General features: G+C 71.4%; 16 protein-coding genes. 6 read left to right on the forward strand and 10 right to left on the reverse strand.

Annotated elements, in window-relative coordinates:
* The first annotated feature begins 18 nt into the window (after positions 1–18).
* Genes menC through IPL89_10295 form a run of 4 tightly spaced genes read left to right on the forward strand, consistent with a single transcriptional unit; the run spans position 19 to position 3,384 of the window.
* Positions 19–1,125 (forward strand): o-succinylbenzoate synthase, encoded by a 1,107-nt coding sequence (gene menC / locus IPL89_10280; GenBank protein ID MBK9063566.1) that lies wholly within the window; start codon positions 19–21, stop codon positions 1,123–1,125.
* Positions 1,122–2,264, forward strand: coding sequence for a M20 family metallopeptidase (locus IPL89_10285; protein ID MBK9063567.1), 1,143 nt, complete (start codon positions 1,122–1,124; stop codon positions 2,262–2,264). Before menC ends, IPL89_10285 begins: the two co-directional genes overlap by 4 nt.
* On the forward strand, positions 2,261–3,049 hold the full coding sequence (locus IPL89_10290; GenBank protein ID MBK9063568.1) for a GNAT family N-acetyltransferase: 789 nt from the start codon (positions 2,261–2,263) through the stop codon (positions 3,047–3,049). The genes IPL89_10285 and IPL89_10290 overlap by 4 nt, the downstream gene beginning before the upstream one ends.
* A gap of 26 nt (positions 3,050–3,075) precedes the next feature.
* Positions 3,076–3,384, forward strand: a complete 309-nt coding sequence (locus IPL89_10295; protein MBK9063569.1) for a hypothetical protein — start codon at positions 3,076–3,078, stop codon at positions 3,382–3,384.
* A 90-nt stretch (positions 3,385–3,474) separates the two neighbouring features.
* Here the strand turns inward: IPL89_10295 and prfA are convergent, their stop codons facing one another.
* Together prfA and rpmE are read right to left on the reverse strand one after the other, a co-directional pair.
* The gene (gene prfA / locus IPL89_10300; GenBank protein MBK9063570.1) at positions 3,475–4,557 is read right to left on the reverse strand and encodes a peptide chain release factor 1; all 1,083 of its coding nucleotides are present in this window, start codon (positions 4,555–4,557) and stop codon (positions 3,475–3,477) included.
* Between the two features lie 44 nt (positions 4,558–4,601).
* Positions 4,602–4,844: a 50S ribosomal protein L31 gene (gene rpmE, locus IPL89_10305; protein ID MBK9063571.1), complete on the reverse strand. Its 243-nt coding sequence runs from the start codon at positions 4,842–4,844 to the stop codon at positions 4,602–4,604.
* A 113-nt stretch (positions 4,845–4,957) separates the two neighbouring features.
* On the opposite strand from rpmE, the gene IPL89_10310 reads away from it, so the two are divergent.
* The gene (locus IPL89_10310) at positions 4,958–6,610 is read left to right on the forward strand and encodes a SpoIIE family protein phosphatase (protein ID MBK9063572.1); all 1,653 of its coding nucleotides are present in this window, start codon (positions 4,958–4,960) and stop codon (positions 6,608–6,610) included.
* Here IPL89_10310 and IPL89_10315 read toward each other — a convergent pair.
* The 6 genes from IPL89_10315 to IPL89_10340 all read right to left on the reverse strand — a co-directional run bounded on the left by IPL89_10315 (position 6,597) and on the right by IPL89_10340 (position 14,502).
* Positions 6,597–7,994, reverse strand: a complete 1,398-nt coding sequence (locus IPL89_10315) for a sigma-54-dependent Fis family transcriptional regulator (GenBank protein MBK9063573.1) — start codon at positions 7,992–7,994, stop codon at positions 6,597–6,599. The genes IPL89_10310 and IPL89_10315 overlap by 14 nt on opposite strands.
* 3 nt (positions 7,995–7,997) lie before the next feature.
* On the reverse strand, positions 7,998–8,375 hold the full coding sequence (locus IPL89_10320) for a HAMP domain-containing histidine kinase (GenBank protein MBK9063574.1): 378 nt from the start codon (positions 8,373–8,375) through the stop codon (positions 7,998–8,000).
* Positions 8,372–10,690 (reverse strand): PAS domain-containing protein, encoded by a 2,319-nt coding sequence (locus IPL89_10325; GenBank protein ID MBK9063575.1) that lies wholly within the window; start codon positions 10,688–10,690, stop codon positions 8,372–8,374. Before IPL89_10325 ends, IPL89_10320 begins: the two co-directional genes overlap by 4 nt.
* A 195-nt stretch (positions 10,691–10,885) precedes the next feature.
* On the reverse strand, positions 10,886–12,778 hold the full coding sequence (locus IPL89_10330; protein MBK9063576.1) for a carboxypeptidase regulatory-like domain-containing protein: 1,893 nt from the start codon (positions 12,776–12,778) through the stop codon (positions 10,886–10,888).
* Positions 12,779–12,844: 66 nt separating this feature from the next.
* Positions 12,845–13,756: a proline dehydrogenase family protein gene (locus IPL89_10335; GenBank protein ID MBK9063577.1), complete on the reverse strand. Its 912-nt coding sequence runs from the start codon at positions 13,754–13,756 to the stop codon at positions 12,845–12,847.
* Positions 13,753–14,502 (reverse strand): ComF family protein, encoded by a 750-nt coding sequence (locus tag IPL89_10340; protein ID MBK9063578.1) that lies wholly within the window; start codon positions 14,500–14,502, stop codon positions 13,753–13,755. Before IPL89_10340 ends, IPL89_10335 begins: the two co-directional genes overlap by 4 nt.
* 87 nt (positions 14,503–14,589) lie before the next feature.
* On the opposite strand from IPL89_10340, the gene IPL89_10345 reads away from it, so the two are divergent.
* On the forward strand, positions 14,590–15,189 hold the full coding sequence (locus IPL89_10345) for an outer membrane beta-barrel protein (protein ID MBK9063579.1): 600 nt from the start codon (positions 14,590–14,592) through the stop codon (positions 15,187–15,189).
* A 377-nt stretch (positions 15,190–15,566) separates the two neighbouring features.
* On the opposite strand, the gene IPL89_10350 is transcribed toward IPL89_10345, so the two are convergent.
* Positions 15,567–16,025 carry an Lrp/AsnC family transcriptional regulator gene (locus IPL89_10350; GenBank protein ID MBK9063580.1) on the reverse strand — a complete coding sequence of 153 codons (459 nt, stop codon included), beginning with the start codon at positions 16,023–16,025 and terminating at the stop codon, positions 15,567–15,569.
* A gap of 80 nt (positions 16,026–16,105) precedes the next feature.
* Complete coding sequence (gene glgC, locus IPL89_10355) at positions 16,106–17,383, reverse strand: glucose-1-phosphate adenylyltransferase (protein MBK9063581.1); 1,278 nt, start codon at positions 17,381–17,383, stop codon at positions 16,106–16,108.
* Between the last annotated feature and the right edge of the window lie 19 nt (positions 17,384–17,402).

Raw genomic sequence — 17,402 nt, forward strand, 5'->3', positions numbered from 1 at the left:
ATGATAGACAATGACCCCATGCGCGTCGAATCCGCGGTCCTTCGGCACGTCGAAATGCCGCTCAAGTTCCGGTTTCGCACGTCTTTCGGCGAGACGTCCGTCAAGAAGTTCCTTCTCCTCGAGCTGCGCGGGGAGGGCCTCTCGGGGTGGGGGGAGTGCGTCGCCGAGGAGGCCCCGTTCTACTCGCCGGAGACGCTTGCGACCGCGCTGCCGATCCTCACGACCTATCTCCTTCCCCTCGTGCTCGGCAAGGACGTCGCGTCGCCACCGGCGTTCGACGAGTCCGCCCGCCGCGTGCGCGGGAACAGGATGGCGAAGGCCGTCGTCGAGTGCGCGCTGCGCGACCTTCACGCGCGGGCCGCGGGCGTCCCGCTCGGGAAGGCGCTCGGAGGGACGCGCGAGGCGATCGAGGTCGGCGTCTCCCTCGGCATCTCGCCGACCGCGGCGGACACCGTCGAGAACGTGCGGAAGCACGTCGGAGAGGGCTACCGGAGGATCAAGCTCAAGATCGAGCCGGGCTGGGACGCCGAGCCCCTCGCGGCGGTGCGCGGGGCCTTTCCGGACATCACGCTGACCGTGGACGCGAACGCGGCCTACACGCTCGCCGACGCGGACACCCTGCGCTCGCTCGACGCGTTCGGCCTCGACTACGTCGAGCAGCCGCTCCACCACGAGGATCTCGTCGCCCACGCGGAGCTCTCGAAGACGCTCAAGACGCCGATCTGCCTCGACGAGTCGATCCGCTCCGAGGCCGACGCGAAAGCCGCCATCCAGCTCGGCGCCTGCAAGGTCATCAACGTCAAGATCGGCCGGGTCGGCGGCCACGGCGAGGCCGTGCGCATCCACGCGGCGGCGCGCGAGGCGGGCGTTCCCGTGTGGTGCGGCGGCATGCTCGAGGCCGGCGTCGGCCGCGCGCACAACGTCGCGATCGCGAGCCTGCCCGGCTTCTCGAAGCCCGGCGACACGGCTTCTTCCTCGCGCTACTTCGAGGAGGACATCGTGGAGCCCGCGCTCGAGGCGGTGAGCGGCCGCATGCCGGTCCCGTCGGGCCCCGGCACGGGCGTCACGGTTCGCCAGGACGTCCTCGCGCGCTACACGACGATCGTCACGGAGCTGCGCGCGTGAGCCGCGCGGGCGTCCTCGCCGCGCTCTTCGCCGCGCGGAAGGAGAGACTCCTCGCCGACCTCGAGGCCCTCGTCGTCCGCGAGAGCCCGTCGGACGAGCCGGCGCGCGTCTCGCAGCTCGCGCTCTGGGTCGCCGAGCGCCTCGGGCGCGCGGGGCTCGCGGCCGCGTGCGTCCCGTGCGAGGGCCGCGGCGACGCGGTGCGCGTGCGCTTCGGCGAGGAGACCGGCGGCACGCTGCTCCTCGGGCACCTCGACACGGTCTGGCCCGCGGGCACGCTCGCCGACATTCCTTTCTCCGTCGAAGACGGCGTCGCGAAAGGGCCCGGCGTCTTCGACATGAAGGCCGGAATCGCGGTCGCGCTCGCGATCCTCGAGGCCGCCGCGAAGGGCGACGTGACGCCGGCGGGCGGCGTCTCCCTCGTCCTGACGCCGGACGAGGAAGTCGGAAGCGGCGCCTCGAGCGGTCTGCTCGTGGAAGAGGCGCTCCGGCGCGACCGCGTCCTCGTTCTCGAGCCTTCGGGGGACGGCGGCGCCGCGAAGGTCGCGCGCAAGGGCACGGGCCTCGTGAGAGTCCGTTTCGGGGGGATCGCCTCGCACGCGGGGCTCGAGCCCGAGAAGGGCGCCTCGGCGCTCCTCGAGATGGCGCGCTTCGCCCTCTACGCCGACGCTCTCGCCGACAAGCCGGCCGGGACGTCCGTCGTCCCGACCGTCGCCGGGTCGGGCAAGGTCACGAACGTCGTGCCCGAGCGGGCCGAGCTCACGGTGGACTTCCGGGTCTGGACGAAGTCGGAGGCCGACCGTCTGATGGCCGGGCTTCGCGCCTACCGACCGGCCGACCCGCGCGTGGCCGTCGAGATCGACGGCGGCTCCAACCGGCCGCCCATGGAGTCCACCGAGGCGTCGCTCGACCTCTACCGGCGCGCCGCGTCCCTCGCGCACGCGCTCGGCTTCGAGCTTCCGGCGGCCCGCGTCGGCGGCGGCTCGGACGGCAACCTCACGGCGGCCGCGGGCGTCCCGACGCTGGATGGCCTCGGCCCGGCCGGCGGCGGCGCGCATGCGCGCGCCGAGCACGTCCTCGTCGACGACCTTCCGCGCCGTGCCGCGCTCGTCGCGGGCCTGCTCGAGGGCGCGGCGGGGTGAGCGGCCGCGTCGTGATCCGCGAGCTGAAGACGCCCGAAGAGTTCCTCGCGACGATGGACGTCTCGAAGGCGGCGTGGGGCTTCGCCGAGCGCAGCGTCTCGCCGGCGAGCGACCTCATTGCCGCGACGCACGCGGGCGGCCTCACGGCGGCTGCGTTCGCCGGGAAGAAGATGCTCGGATTCGTGCACGGCTTCCCGCGCACGAACCTCGCCGAGCCCTGCCAGTACTCGCACCTCCTCGCCGTGCTGCCGGAAGCCCAGGGGCAGGGCCTCGCCGTGAAGCTCAAGCACTTTCAGCGCGACTGGTGCCTCGCGCGCGGCATCCGGCTCGTCACCTGGATGTACGACCCCTTCCTCGTGAAGAACGCGACGCTGAACCTCGTCCGCCTCGGCGCGACCGCCGACCGGTTCCACCCGAACCTCTACGGGTTCATCGGGGGAATCTATGCCGACCTCCCGTCGGACCGCTTCGAGGCTTACTGGCGCCTCGAAGCGCCACGCGCCGTCCGCGCGGCGGCGGGGGAGATCCGGACGCCGCCCGACGTGACGGGTGCGCCCGTCGCGCGGAATCCGCGTTCGCTTCCGGACGCGCCGCGCGTCCTCCTGCCGTTCCCGGCGGGCGCCCCGCGTTTCTACCGGACGGATCCCGGGACCGCCCTGAAGGCGCGCCGCCGTTTCGCCGCGCTCGTCGAGCCGCTCTTCTCGCGCGGGTACGCCGTCACGGACATCGTCTCCACGGCGGACGGGTCGCCCGCGTACGTCCTCGACCGCCGGACCGGCGCATAATTCCGCCTCACAAAGGAGACTCGATCATGAAGAAGAACCTCTTCCGCGTTCTCGCCCCCGCCGCGTTCCTCCTCTTCTCCGGCGCCGCGCTCGCGCTCGACGACTTCCAGGTGACGGGCAACGTCACGGAGAAGACCGCCGATTCGATCACGGTCATGAAGGGCAAGGAGCGCTTCCAGATCGGGCTCGACAAGGACACGAAGGGCGCCGCGGACGCCAAGGTCGGCGATAAGGTCACGATCAAGTACAAGATGCACGGCTCGTCGATCGAGGTGAAGGGCGCCAAGGAAGCGAAGCCCGCTGCGAAGCCGGCGACGACGAAGAAGGCTGCTTAAGAAGGACCGCTCCGAAGGGGCGGCCGCACGGCCGCCCCCGTTCCCGTATTCACCTTCTAGGAAATCTTCTTCTTCCTCTTCGTCTTCCTCTTAAGCCTTAGCCAATTCCTGCTTGAGCTTCTCGGCCTGGAAGTGCGCGACGAGCGGGTCGACGAGCTCGTCGAGGCGGCCGTCCATGATGTCGGCCAGCCGGTGGGACGTGAACCCGATGCGGTGGTCCGTGACGCGGCTCTGCGGGAAGTTGTAGGTCCGGATCTTCTCGGACCGGTCGCCCGAGCCGACCATCTTCTTGCGGTCGGCCGCGTAGGCGGCTTCCTTCTTCTCGCGCTCGGCCTCGACGATGCGCGCCTTGAGGACCCGCATGGCCTTCGCCTTGTTCTTGATCTGCGAGCGCTCGTCCTGGCACTGGACGACGACGCCCGTCGGGAGGTGCGTGAGGCGCACCGCCGAGTACGTCGTGTTGACGCCCTGCCCGCCGGGGCCCGACGCGCAGAAGAGGTCGATGCGCACGTCCTGGGCGGCGATGACGACGTCCACGTCCTCGGCCTCGGGCAGGACGGCGACGGTCGCGGCCGACGTGTGGATGCGACCGGCGGATTCCGTCGCGGGCACGCGCTGGACGCGGTGGACGCCGCCCTCGTATTTCAGGCGCGAATACGCCCCCTCGCCCTCGACGATCGCCTGGACGTCCTTCAGGCCGCCGACGCCGCCGGAGTCGCTGCGGTCGATGACCTCGACCTTCCAGCCGCGGCCCTCGGCGTAGCGCACGTACATCCGGAACAGCTCCTCGGCGAAGAGCGCCGCCTCGTCGCCGCCGGTGCCCGCGCGAATCTCGAGGACCACGTTCTTCCCGTCGTTCGGATCCTTCGGGAGGAGGAGGAGCCGGAGATCCTCGTCGACGGCGGCGCGGCGCGCGCTCAGGGCCTCGAACTCGGCCTGGGCGATCGCGCGCAGCTCGTCGGCCGGCGGGAGCGTGTCGAGGAGCTCACGCGCGCCCGCGAGCTCGGACTCGATCCGCTTTCGCTCCTTGTTCTTCTCGACGACGGGCGCGATCTCGCGCATCGACCGGGCGGTCTTCGTCGCGAGGGCGTGGTCCGCCAGCACCTCGGGCGAGGCGGCGCGGGCTTCGAGGTCCGCGTAACGCCGTTCGATGTCGTCGAGCTTCTGGAACATGGCGGGTGGGGGCGGCCCCTGGGGGGGCCGCGCCGGTCACCGGCTCAGGCCGGGGTTTCGGGAGCCTTGGCCTTGGGGGCGGGCTTCGCCACGTTCGCGTAGCGCTTCTGGAAGCGCTCGACACGGCCCGCGGTGTCGACGAGCTTGCTCTTGCCCGTGAAGAACGGGTGGCAGTTCGAGCAGATCTCGAGCCGGAGCTCGTTCTTGGTGCTCTTCGTCTTCCACGTGGTCCCGCACGCGCAGTGAACGTCGACCTCGTGGTACTCGGGGTGGATCTTTTCCTTCATGGGGGAACCCTTTCGTCGGCCGGCCGCGTGGTGAGCCGGTCCGGAACCCGTGAGGATAGCACGCCCGCGCGCCCCCCGTCCCGCGGCGGGTCCCGTCCGGTTACACTCGCGCCGTGCTCATCCTGAATGTGAGGGTGCCCGGGGAGCCCGCCCGGCGGATCCGGCTGGACCGTCCCGTGCTCACGCTCGGCCGCTCGTCCACGAACGACGTTCCGCTCGCGGACCGGACGCTCTCTCGCGTCCACGCCCGCCTCGAGGTGTCCGACGCCGACGTCCGGCTCGTCGACCTCGGGTCGCGAAACGGGACGTCGCTGAACGGAGGGCGAATCGGCGACCCCGCGGTCCTCGCCTCGGGCGACCGGATCCAGCTCGGCGAGACGCTCATCGACGTCCTCGAGGAGTCCACGACGCGCGTCGTGATCGAGGGCCTCGACGAGACCTCGAAGAAAACGACGTTCCTCCAGTCCTCCAAGGACCTGCTGCGTCCCCACCGGCAGACCTGGGACGCGAAGCTCGGGGCCGAGGAGCTCGCGCGCCTGAACGCGTCGCTCCGGATGCTCAACGAAATCTCCGTCGAGCTCCTCGGGGACATCCCGCTCCAGAAGCTCCTCGAGCTCATCCTCGAGAAGACGTTCACGTTCCTGCAGCCCGACCGCGGGCTCCTCATGCTCGCGGACGAGTCGGGCGAGCTGAAGGCCGAGAAGGTCAAGTACGCGCCGGGCGTCGACCCGTCCGACATCCGTCTGTCCAAGACGCTGATCGCGTCGGTCGTGGACAAGAAGAACGGCATCCTCCTCATCGACGCCGCGACGGACGCCGGTCTCGGCGCGGCCGAGTCCATCCGCATCCAGGGGATCACGTCCTGCATGGCGGCGCCGCTCTTCGTCGAGGACAAGGTCATCGGCCTCATCTACCTCGAAGTGCGGCTCGGCCGGAAGAGCTTCAGCGAGGAGGACCTCCGCCTCCTGACGTCGCTCGCGAACACGTCCGCGATCAAGATCCAGAACCTGCGCCTGCAGGAAGGCGCGGCCGCGCAGCAGCGCATCGAGCGCGAGATGGCGCTCGCGTGGGACATCCAGCGGCGCATGCTTCCCGAGGCCGAGCCCGTGCTCCCGAACACGGAGATCCTCGGGCGCACGATCCCGTCGCGCACCGTCTCGGGCGACTATTACGACTTCTACGAGCGCGGCGACAAGACGCTCGACGTCGTCGTCGCGGACGTGTGCGGCAAGGGGATGGGGGCGTCGCTCCTTGCGGCGTCCGTCCAGTCTGCGTTCCAGGTGTGGGCGGGTGAGGGCTTCCCACCCGACAAACTCTGCTCGCGCCTGAACGACCTCGTCTACCGCCGGACGAGCCCCGAGAAGTTCGTCACGTTCATCCTCGCGCTCTACGACCCGGAGTCCGGGGCGGTCGTCTACACGAACGCGGGCCACAATCCCGGCATCCTCGTGCGGGCGGACGGAACGGTCGAGATGCTCGGCGCCCACGGTCCGCCGCTCGGCCTCTTCCCGGGCAAGACGTACGCGTCCGGCACGTTCACGATGGGCCCGGGCGACCTCCTCGCGCTCTACACGGACGGCGTGACGGAAGCCGCGAACGCCGAGGACGAGGAGTTCGGGACGGACCGGCTCGTCGCGACGCTCAAGGACCTGCGGCCGAAGCCGCTGCCGGACCTCGAGCGCGAGCTCGCCGCGACGCTCCTCGCGTTCACGGGCGGGACGCCGTTCGGGGACGACCGGACGCTCGTGCTTCTCAGGCGCGGTTAGCGGGCTCGGTCTCGGGTTCCTTCGCGTCGCGCGGGAGCATCCCGTGTCGCTTGAGCATCTCGTTCAGCGTCGTCGGCTTGAGGCCGAGAAGCTCGGCGGCGCGCTTCTGGACTCCGTTGGCCCGGCCGAGGGCGGCCGCGAGGAGCGCGCGCTCGTAGGCGCCGACCGCGTCCTTGAAGTTCAGGCCGTCGGCGGGGAACGCGGCCGCGCGCGGGACCGAGCGGCGCACCGGGTCCGGGAGCTGGTCGAGGCCGATCACGCCGTGCCCGAGCACGAGCGCGCGCTCGAGGACGTTCTCGAGCTCGCGGACGTTGCCCGGCCAGTCGTGGTCGAGGAGCGCCTTCATCGCGGCGGGCGTCACGGACGGCACGGCGCGCCCGTTCTCCGCGGCGGCCCTCGCGAGGAGGGTCTCGACGAGGAGCGGAATGTCGTCCTTCCGCTCGCGGAGGGGCGGCAGGTTCACGGTGATGACGCAGAGCCGGTAGAAGAGGTCCTCGCGGAAGCGTCCCTCGGCGACCGCCTTCGTGAGGTCCGCGTTCGTCGCGGCGATCACGCGCACGTCGGAGTGGATCGGCTCGACGGCGCCCACGGGTGTGAACTCGCGCTCCTGCAGGACGCGCAGGAGCTTGGCCTGCGTATCGATCGGAACCGTGCCGATCTCGTCGAAGAAGATGGTGCCGCCGTCGGCGGCCTTGAAGAGCCCCTTCTTGTCCGCCACGGCGCCCGTGAAGGAGCCCCGGACGTGCCCGAAGAGGTTCGACTCGAGGAGGTCGGGCGGCAGCGCGCCCGAGTGGACGGTCACGAAAGGGCCCGCGGAGCGGGGGGACAGGCGGTGGAGCGCCTTCGCGACGAGCTCCTTGCCCGTGCCGCTCTCTCCCGTGACGAGGATCGTCGAGCGCGAGGCCGCCGCCTGGCGCACGGTCTCGAAGACGCGCTCCATCGAAGCGGACCGGCCCACGAGCTCGCGGAAGCTGCCGGGCGGGTCGAGCTTCGCGCGGAGCGCGCGGTTTTCGGCGACGAGGCGCCGCTTCTCGAGCGCGTGCTTGACGACGTGGACGACTTCCTCGTTGCGGAAGGGCTTCGGGATGTAGTGGAACGCGCCCTCGCGCATCGCCGTGATCGCGCTTTCGACGGACGAGTAGGCCGTCACGACGACGACGGGAATCTCGGGATGGCGGGCGCGGACCTCCACGAGGACCTCGAGGCCCGGCTTGTCCGGGAGCATGAGGTCGAGAAGCAGGAGGTCGATCGGCTCGTTCTCGAGACGCTGCAGGCCTTCGGCCGCCGTGGCGGCTTCGCGCGTCACGTGGCCCGCCTTCGCGAGCACCGAGCCGAGCACCTCGCGGATGACGGGCTCGTCGTCGAGGATGAGGACCGTGGCCATGTTTCAGGTCGCGGCGGGAAGCGTGACCGTGAAGCGCGCGCCGGGCGACCCGGACGCCGCGGTCAGCGTGCCGCCGTGCGCGCGAATGATATCCCGCGCCATCGAGAGACCCAGGCCCGTCCCGCCCTGCGCCGTCTTCGTCGAGTAGAACGGCTCGAAGACGCGCGAGGCGTCCGCGGACGCGAGGCCGGGGCCGTTGTCCGTCACGTCGAAGCGCACGCTCCCGTCGCCGGCCGAGACGGCGAGAACGACCTCGGGGGCGGCGGGCCGCGCGTCGCCCGGGGCCGTGGCGGCCTCGATTCCGTTCTTGACGAGGTTCACGAGAACCTGCACGAGGGCGTCGCGGTGCCCCGCGACGGCCGGCGTGCGGCCGGCGATCACGAGGCGCAGGGCCGCCCCGCGCGCGGCACCCTCGTCCTCGAGCGCGCGCGGGCCTCGCGGGCGACGTCGGCAGGATCGAGGGGCTCGACGTCGCGCGGGCGCCCCCGGGCGAGATCGAGAAGGCTTCCGACGAGACGCGAGGCGCGGAAGGCCTGGCGCTCGATTTTCTCGACGAGGGGCCGGCGCGGGTCGTCGCCGGGCGTCTCGTCGAGGAGGAGGCGCGCAAAGCCCGCGACGCCGGCCAGCGGCGTGTTCACCTCGTGGGCCATTCCCGCCGAGAGCGTCCCGAGCGCGTTGAGCCTCTCGCGGTCGGCGAGGGCCCGCTCGAGCCGCGCGGTCTCCGTGGCGTCGACGAGGACGAGGACGCGGGCGCTCGACCCCGCGGGCGCGCCGGGGAAGGGCGAGACGGCCACGTTCAGGACGCGCGCGCCGGCTCCGAGGTCGGCTTCGAGGCGCGCGGGCGGGTGCGCGGCAGAGAAGGCGGCGCAGACCGCGGGCGGAAGAACCTCGGCGGCGCGGCAGCCGAGGAGCGACGCGGCGGTCCTGCCGACGAGCGCGGCAAAGGCCGGGTTGACCGACGTGAAGCGTCCCTCGCCGTTCGTCGCCGCGATCGCGGCGGCCGAGCCGGCCACGACGTTCTCGTGGAACTCCTGCAGGTTGCGATAGCGGTCGGCCTGGGAGCGGAGCTCCTCGAAGAGCCGCGCGTGGTCGAGCGCGAGCGCGGCGGGCGCGAGCACGGTCTCGAGAAGCTCGGCGTCTTCCGCCGAGAGCGGGACGCGGCCGCCGCGGTCGGCGACGGCGAAGAGCGCGAGCAGGCGTCCGCTGACGGTGAGCGGCGCGAGCGTCCGGAATCCCGCGCGCCTCAGTCGTGCGACGGCGGCCGTCGGGCGCTGGGTGAACTCCTGGCGCGAGAGGCGCGTCGTCCGAAGGCGCGCGGCGGCCGGCAGCTCGGAGAGCGCGAGAGACCCGCCGCCGTCCACGGGCGCGCCGTCCGCGGCGTCGCCCGTGACGCCGAGGAGCGCCGCGCGCGGCACGCCGAGCCCGCGGGCGACGCGGGCGACGAGAAGGTCCGTGAGTTCGGCGAGCGGCCGCGGGGACGGCAGCTCGCGCAGGAGTGCGAGGAGGCCGTCCCGGTCGCGCGGGTCGTCGCGGTACTGGAACCGGCGGAATGCCGCGGAGAGTCCGCGCCGCACGGGCACGAAGCTGAGCGCCATCAGGAGTCCGGCGGAGGTCTGAAGGGCGGCGCGCGCGTGCGGGATCGCAACCGCGAGGGGATGGGCGAGGACCACCTCCGCGAACGTGAAGAAGCCTGCTCCGACGAGGAGCGCGCCCATCACGGACGCCGCTTCGCGCCCGAGGACCTCCACGTCCCAGAGACGGTAGCGCGTCAGCGCGGCGAGGAACGCCACGGGCACGAGGGCGAGCGGCAGGAGCGCGAGCGTCGACAGGATCGGAATGGACCCGCCGAGGAGACGCGGGACGAGGTTGAGGACGACGAGGGGCAGGATCCCGACGGCGGTTCCGAGGAGGAGGAAGCGCACCTGCTTTTCGGTGAGGAGATCGGTCGTCCGCCGCGAGACGACCACGAGGCGCACGGCCGCGAGCGCGGCGCCCGCCGCCATCCAGACGATCTGGGCCCGGTCGAGCGCGGCGACGTCGGCGGGTGCGTTCGTGCCGGGGCCGAAGTAGACCCGGGCCGTCGCGACCAGGAGCGCCGCCGCGGGCACGAACGCGAGCCAGGCCGGGACGCGGCGCGCGCGGCGCGGGAACGTCAGGACGAGCGCGAGCAGGAACGCCGGGAACAGCGCGCGCGCGGCATCTTCGGCGAGGACCGCGACGCGGAAGATCCCGTCCAGGGGGGGCGCCGGCGTCAGCGTGAGGACGAGCCCGACCGAGAGTGCGAACGCCGCGTAGAGGAGAGCGTCGCGCGAGGGCCTCGCCGGGCGCAGCGCCGCGAGCGCCGATGCGAGGAACGTTCCGCCGACCGCGAAGAGGAACAGGTACCGGAGGTCCCACGGCGCGGGCACGGGCGCCGTCGTGAGGCGGCGCGTGACGCCGTCGCGCAGGAGGACGACGTCGGCCGCGCGTTCGGCGAAGAGCCTCGCCGGCTCGAGCGACGCGCGAGCGCCGGAGCCGTCGACGAGGAGCAGGAGATCGCCGGACGCGAGGCCGGACGGGGCGGCGGACGGGCCCACGCGGTGCACCCTCAGCCCGTCGCCTTCGGGCGCGAGGAGGATGTCGGCCCGGCCGAACGTGTTCGCTTTGCGGACGAGGCAGAGCGCCGACGGGATCAGTCCCGCCAGGAGAAGGGACACCAGCCCCGCACGCGCCAAGGCGCGCCCTGTCGAGCCGACCGTCTCCATGCGTGGGAGCGGAGCAAGTCGAATGCCAGAGATCCGGGACTTTGAATTCTGAAAAAGAACTGATTCGAGGTCAGTTAGAGCGCGCGAGTCACGCCGAGACGGCGTCTCGAAACGGAAACTTGAAGTGATCTATGGGGGATTGGAGAGTCAGAACGACAGGGCGAGGCCGCCCGCGAGCCGGCGATTCGTCTTCTCTTCGTCCTCGCCCTCGCGGCGCTTCCCGAATTCGACCGAGAAGAGCGCCCGCCAGTCGTTTCCGACCGCCCGGAGGATGGGCAGCGGCAGTCCCTGGGCCAGTGTGACGTCCACGGCCTGCAGGTCGTTGCGCAGCGTCGTTGCGCCGCGCTGAAGAGACTGCGCGACCTGTCGGTAACCGACGCCGACGGACGTGTCCGTCGCCCGCACGCGGAGGGCCGCCTGCGCGACACCCCAGTGCGCCTCGTCGGAGCGGATGGCGCCGTCGCGCGCGCCCGACAGCGCGCCGGCCCGGAACGACACGCGCCCGTCGAAGGCGGAACCGAGGCGCGTCGAGACGGTGAACGCCGCGTCGGTCGCGACGTCGTTCGGGAAGAAATAGAGCGAGTCGAGGCGATCGAGGAAGTCCGCGTCGAACAGGAGCCGATACGTGCCGTTGATCTCGCGGCGCGAGACGTCGACGGCCACGCTCTCGCCCTCGCGGTTCTGCCAGCGCACGCCGCCGCGGTACAGCGAGCGCGACCGGCGCGTCAGGTCGGCCTCGTCGGTGCCGGCCTCGCCCGGCCGCACGACGAGCGTCTGGGCGGTGCTTTCGAACCGGCGGGCCGCGAAGCCGTAGACGCGCCAGCCGTCCCGCGTCTGCAGGGCGACCATGAGCTCGGGCGTGATGCCGCGGCCGTAGAACGACGTGTCGCCCGTCGCGCCGGCCTCGACGACGAGGACCTCGCCGAGGCGCAGGCCCGCGACGCCGCCCGCGCGCGTTTCGTGCTCGAACGGCGTCACGGTGCCGGCGTAGTCGCCGGAGGTCGAGCGGTAGCCGACGGTCACGCGCGCGAACGTCGCGGCCCCGAGGTCCGTCTGGTACCGCGCGGCCACGTCGACGGCGTCGGACGAGCGGGCGAAGAGGTCCGGCGTGGGGCCGGTCGCGAGGACGTGAGCCTGCGAGATGACGCGCGCCGAGACGGCGGCCTGCCCACGCTCGGAAACGGCGCCGCTCCAGTCGAGCGCATGGGCCGCGAAGCGCGTGGGGTCGACTTCGGCCGAGAGGTTCTGGCGGCGCGTCGAGACGTGGACCGACTGCGAGGCTCCGGCGTCGACCTCGAGGGCGAGGCGCGCGGAGTCTCCCGTCTTCTCGCCCGCGAGGTCGGCGAGGCGCGCGTACTGGCCCGAGGCTCCCCACTTGACGCCGGCGCCGAGCGTGCCCGAGACGTCGAGTGAGGTCTGCGAGAGCGACGAGGAGCCGGCCGCGCCGAAGCCCGCCGTCGTCGTCACGGCGGCGTGCAGCGGCACCGCGGCGCGCGCGTCGCGGGCCGAGGCGAGGAGCGGAACGTACGCCGCGGGCGCGGGCGCCGCGTCGAGCGCCGCGAGGATCGCGGGCACCTCGCGCAGGACGTCGCCGGAAACCACCGCGCGCGCGCTCCAGGCGTCCAGTGCGCCGGTCTCGGTCTCGGGAAGGACGCCGGAAGGTCTCTCGAGGTCGATGCGCACGAACGAGAGCGCGCCCTCCGGACCCGCCGGCCGGTGGAAGAGGCGCGCGACCGCGGGCCGGAAGCCGGGCACGACGGACAGGACGGTGTAGAGCCCCTCGGCCGCGTCGGACAGGACGAACGTCCCGTCGGAATCGCTCTTCACGGTGCGCATGAGCATCGCGCCGCCCGACATCACGCCGCGCACGACGAGCGTGGCGCCCGGGACGGGGCGGCCGTCCGCGCGGACGATGCCCGAGAGGGGCGCGACCACGGCGGGCCTTAGCGCGGGCGGCGCCGCGGGGGCCGGACGCCCCGGCAGCAACGCGGCCACGAGGCCGGCGAGCAGTGCGGCGGACGGGCGGGTCGATCGCGGCACGGGAACCCCCGGTTGCGTATCTTCCGCCCGTTTTCCGCGCGGCGTCAACGCTCTTGAGACGCCCCCTCAGGGGGTGGCCGGAGGCAAGCCCAGGACGGACCGGAGGATCGTGCTCGCCATGGACGGGTTCTCCTTGAGCCGCCGGGTGGAATAGGCGTACCAGTCCTTGCCGTAGGGGACGTAGACGCGCAGCCGGTGGCCGGCGTCGAGGAGCGACTTGCGGAGGACCGGGTCCACGCCGAGGAGCATCTGAAACTCGTACCGGTCTTTCGGGATTCCCAGCCGGTCGATCGTCGCGAGCGCGAGCTGGACGCAGGCCTCGTCGTGCGTCGCGATCGCGGCGTACGCGCCGCCGGCGAGCTGCTTGTCCACGAGGGCCCCGAAGTTCCGGATGATCGTCTGGCGGTCCTTCCAGGCGATCGTGCGGGGCTCGACGTAGATTCCCTTGCAGATCCTGACGTTGACCTTCTTCTCGAGGAGCCGTCCGATGTCGGCGAGGCTGCGCTTGAGGTAGGCCTGCAGAACGGCGCCGACCTCGAAGCGGTCCTTGAGCGCGAGGACGAGCTGCACGGTGGCCTCCGTGTACGGGCTGTCCTCCATGTCGAGGCGCACGAACATTCCGTGCGCCTGCGCGCGCTCGCAGATTGCCGTGCAGTTCTCGAGCGCGAGCCCGGGGTCGATCGCGAGCCCGACCGCCGTCGGCTTGACGGAGACGTTCGCGGGGAGACCCGACGCGGCGATCGCATCGATCGTCCGGATGTACTGGTCGCGCGTCGCGACGGTCTGGTCCTTGTGCGTGACGCTCTCTCCGAGGACGTCCATCGTCCCCATGGCGCCCTCGGCGGCGAGCGCGCGCATCTTGTCGAGCGCGGCCTCGAGGGTGTCGCCCGCGACGTAGCGCGAGGCGACGGCCTTCACGACCGGCTTCGGGACGAGGGGAAGGGTGGCGACGACGAGGCGGTCGATCAAAGCGCTCATGAAGGCTCCGGCTCCGGCGTGCGGGCGAGGACGAGCCCGCGGATTTCGGCGGCGCCCGCGAGGGCGAGGGCGCGCGCGGCGGAAAACAGGGTGGCGCCCGTGGTCGAGACGTCATCCACGAGGACGAGGACGCGGCCCCGCGCGGACTCCGTCGCGGCGAACGCCCCTTCGACGTTCGCCCGGCGCGCGCCGGCGGGAAGCTCCGACTGGGGATGCGTGTCGCGCGTGCGCGAGAGGAGCGCCCGGGCGGGAAGGCGGAGTCCGCGCGCGGCGGACTCGGCGAGAAGCGCCGCGGGGTCGTAGCCGCGCGCGCGGTTGCGGCGGCGCGTCGACGGCACGGGCACGAGCGCGTCGGCGCCGGCCGCGATGTCCCAGACGCGGGCCGCCTCGGCGAGCCGGGCGCCGCAGGGCGCGGCGAGGAGGTCCCAGCCGTGGAACTTGAACGCGACGAGCAGCGTCTTCAGGCCGCCCGCGTAGAGGCCGAACGCGGCCGTCCGCGCGAGCGGCGGCGGCTCGCGGCGGCAGGAGGCGCACGGCCCGCCGTCGCCGGGGAGCGCGCAACGCGGGCACGCCGCCGAGGGCGCGAGGCGCGGCAGCGCGGCCCAGCAGTCGGGACAGACGCCTCCGCCTCCGGCGTCGCGACGGGGTTCGTCGCACACCGCGCACCGGGAGGGCACGAGCAACGCGAGGAGTGAGGCGATTGCGGGCGCGCCGGGGAGAGGTCGAAGCGGCTCCGGGCCGGGCACGGCGCGGATTCTAGACGAGGGCGGTGCGGCGCTCGTATGAACGATATGACTCATGGCGCCGCCGCACCTGAAGTATTCTCGAAACCGATGCGTTCGCTCCTCCGCCCCGCCGCGTGCCTCGCCCTCCTCTTCGCCGCCCTGTCCGCCCGGGCCCAGATCGGGCCGCCCCGGACGCAGCAGTTCCCGTTCGCCGTGGGCGCCGGAGGCGAGTGGGTCACGGACACCGGCCGCGCGTCCGACGTCGAGGCGTTCTCGAACGGCGGGTGGCACGCGTTCGGCGAGGTCGTCCTCGAGTCCGGCGTCTTCCTCCAGGCGCGCTACATGAACTTCGCGCTCCCGGGCACTCCCGTCGAGCCCGCGTTCGGAGTCGGGACGCCGACGACGGCGCCGGACGTCAAGGTGAAGGCGGGCCTGATGTCGGTGGGCTACCTGTTCCGCGAGCCGTGGTGGGACGGAGGGCTCTTTGCCGGCGTCGGCGTCTACAGCCTGGATCCGAAGGCGATCGAGGCCGGCCAGTCCTCGACGGACGTGAAGGAGACGGTCATCGGCTGGCACGGCGGCGTCGTGGCCGCCTTTCACATCTCGGCGCGCTGGGACCTCCGCCTCGAGGCCACGGCCTACCTCCTGCGCACGGACCAGAACCACAAGCCCATCACGCTGGGCGGTTCGGTCGCCTACCACTTCTAGGCCCGCCAAAAGGGTGGGCTCCCACCCGACCTTGCGGTCGGGCGGGGATTGCGGCGGTGGGATGGACTAACTGAGGGTTACTGTTGGAGGGAAGAGAAGTGGAGGGCCCGTCGGCCGAGGCCGGCGGGAAGTTGGGGGGAAGTGAAGACCGGCGTTTTCATTTGACTTTGCATCGAATGCCCGTTTCGATCTCCTGCCCATGTATACGCAAGTGCGATGCCTTCGGTTTTCCGTTTCGCCCTTCTGATTCCAACCGATTCACTTGCAGTCATTTGCCGTTACGCTGTGCGCAACGTCACGCCGGACCGGCACTCCCAAACGCGCCTTTCAGGGGACGATTTGGTGCGAAATCGACACTCCGGGAGTGAGACGGTGTCTCAGGTCCCTTCGGCCAGGGGGAGCAGCGTCGAGTCTTTCTTGATCGAGAGCGAGAGCTCGACGCGCGTGCGCACGACCCCGCGGAGCGTCTGGAGCTTTTCCCTCAGGATCCTCTCGAAATGCTCCACGTCCCGGGCCCGGATCTTCAGCCGGTAGCCGAAATCGCCCGAGATGGCGTAGCACTCCTGAACGTCGAGAAGGTTCTCGATTTCCTCGAGAAACGGCCTTTCGAAGCGCGGATGCTCCAGCATCACGTCGACGTGGGCCACGAGGGGCATGCCGACGAGCCTCGGGTCGAGGAGCGCCGTGAACCGCAGGATGAAGCCCTTGGTCTCGAGCTTCTTGATCCGCTCGTTCACCGAGGGCGTGGTCAGGCCCACGGTCTCGGCGATCCTGGCCTGCGAGATCTTGGCGTCCCGCTGGAGGATGTCGAGGATGCGGCGATCAGTGTCGTCCATATAAAATTCGGCTCTGGGGTCGAGAACCCGAACTTTATACGGTCACCGTCGCCGAGGCAACCGGAATTGGGGCCGGAGGGTCAATCGGGGTCGGAGAGGACCGCACCCTTGGGCAGGACGACGACGCCGCCCTCGGAGACGTGGAAGCGCTTCTTGTCCTCCTCGGGATCGAAACCGATCTCCATGCGCGGCGGGATCTTCACGCCCTTGTCGGCGATGACGCGCTTGAGCCGCGCGTACCGCCCGACGTCCACGCCGTCCATCAGGACGCATTCCTCGACGTGCGAGAACGAGTTGATCCTCACGCGCGGGAACAGGATCGACCGGTGGATCGTGCCGCCCGAGATGATGCCGCCCGACGCGACCAGCGAGTCCGTGGCGAGACCGATGCGCTGCGACACCGCGTCGGCGAAGACGAATTTCGCCGGGGGCAGCTGCGGGGAGTGGCTCTTGATGGACCACTTCTGGTTGTAGAGGTTGAGCGGCGGCGTGACGGAGATGAGGTCCATCGACGCGTCCCAGTAGGAATCCACCGTCCCGACGTCCCGCCAGTAGGGCGCGAGGTCCTCGTTTCCAGGGACGCGGTTCGTGGAGAAGTCGTATGCGTAGAGGCGCGCGCCGCCCTTCAGCAGGGACGGGATCAGGTTCTTGCCGAAGTCGTGCGTCGTGTCCTGGAGCGCGTCGTGCTCGAGCGCCTCGATCAGGACGGACGCGCGGAAGATGTAGTTCCCCATCGATGCGAGCGCGAGCTCCGGCTGTCCGGGGATCGCGCGCGGCTCCGCGGGCTTTTCCTCGAACCCGACGATCCGCCCGTCCGCGGCGACCTCGAGGATTCCGTAGCGCGAGGCCTCCTTGAGAGGCACCGGGAAGGCCGCGATCGTGAGGTCGTGCCCGCCGTCCTCGTGGAACGCGAGCATCGGGTTGATGTCCATCACGTAGATGTGGTCGCCGCCGAACACGCAGACGTGCGAGGGCTCCTCGTCGAACACGAGGTCGAGGTTCTGGTAGACGGCGTCCGCCGTGCCGCGGAACCAGTGCGGGCCGCGGCGCATCTGCGCGGGCACGGGGTCGACGAACTGCCCGATGTCGAACGTGAGGCGCCAGGTGCGGATGATGTGCTCGATGAGCGAGTTCGACTTGAACTGCGTGAGGACCTTGATCTTCGTGAGACCGGAGTTCACGAAGTTGTTCAGGACGAAATCGATGATCCGGTAGCGCCCGCCGAACGGCACGGCGGGCTTGGCGCGGTCCCGCGTGAGCGGGAAGAGCCGCTCGCCCATGCCGCCCGCGAGGACGACGGAGAGCACGTCTCGATGCTGGAGGATCTTCACGGCGGCGCCTCGAACGGACGCGCCCATGGTACCGCGACGAGGCCCC

The organism is Acidobacteriota bacterium, from assembly GCA_016716715.1.
GTDB lineage: Bacteria > Acidobacteriota > Thermoanaerobaculia > UBA5066 > UBA5066 > Fen-183.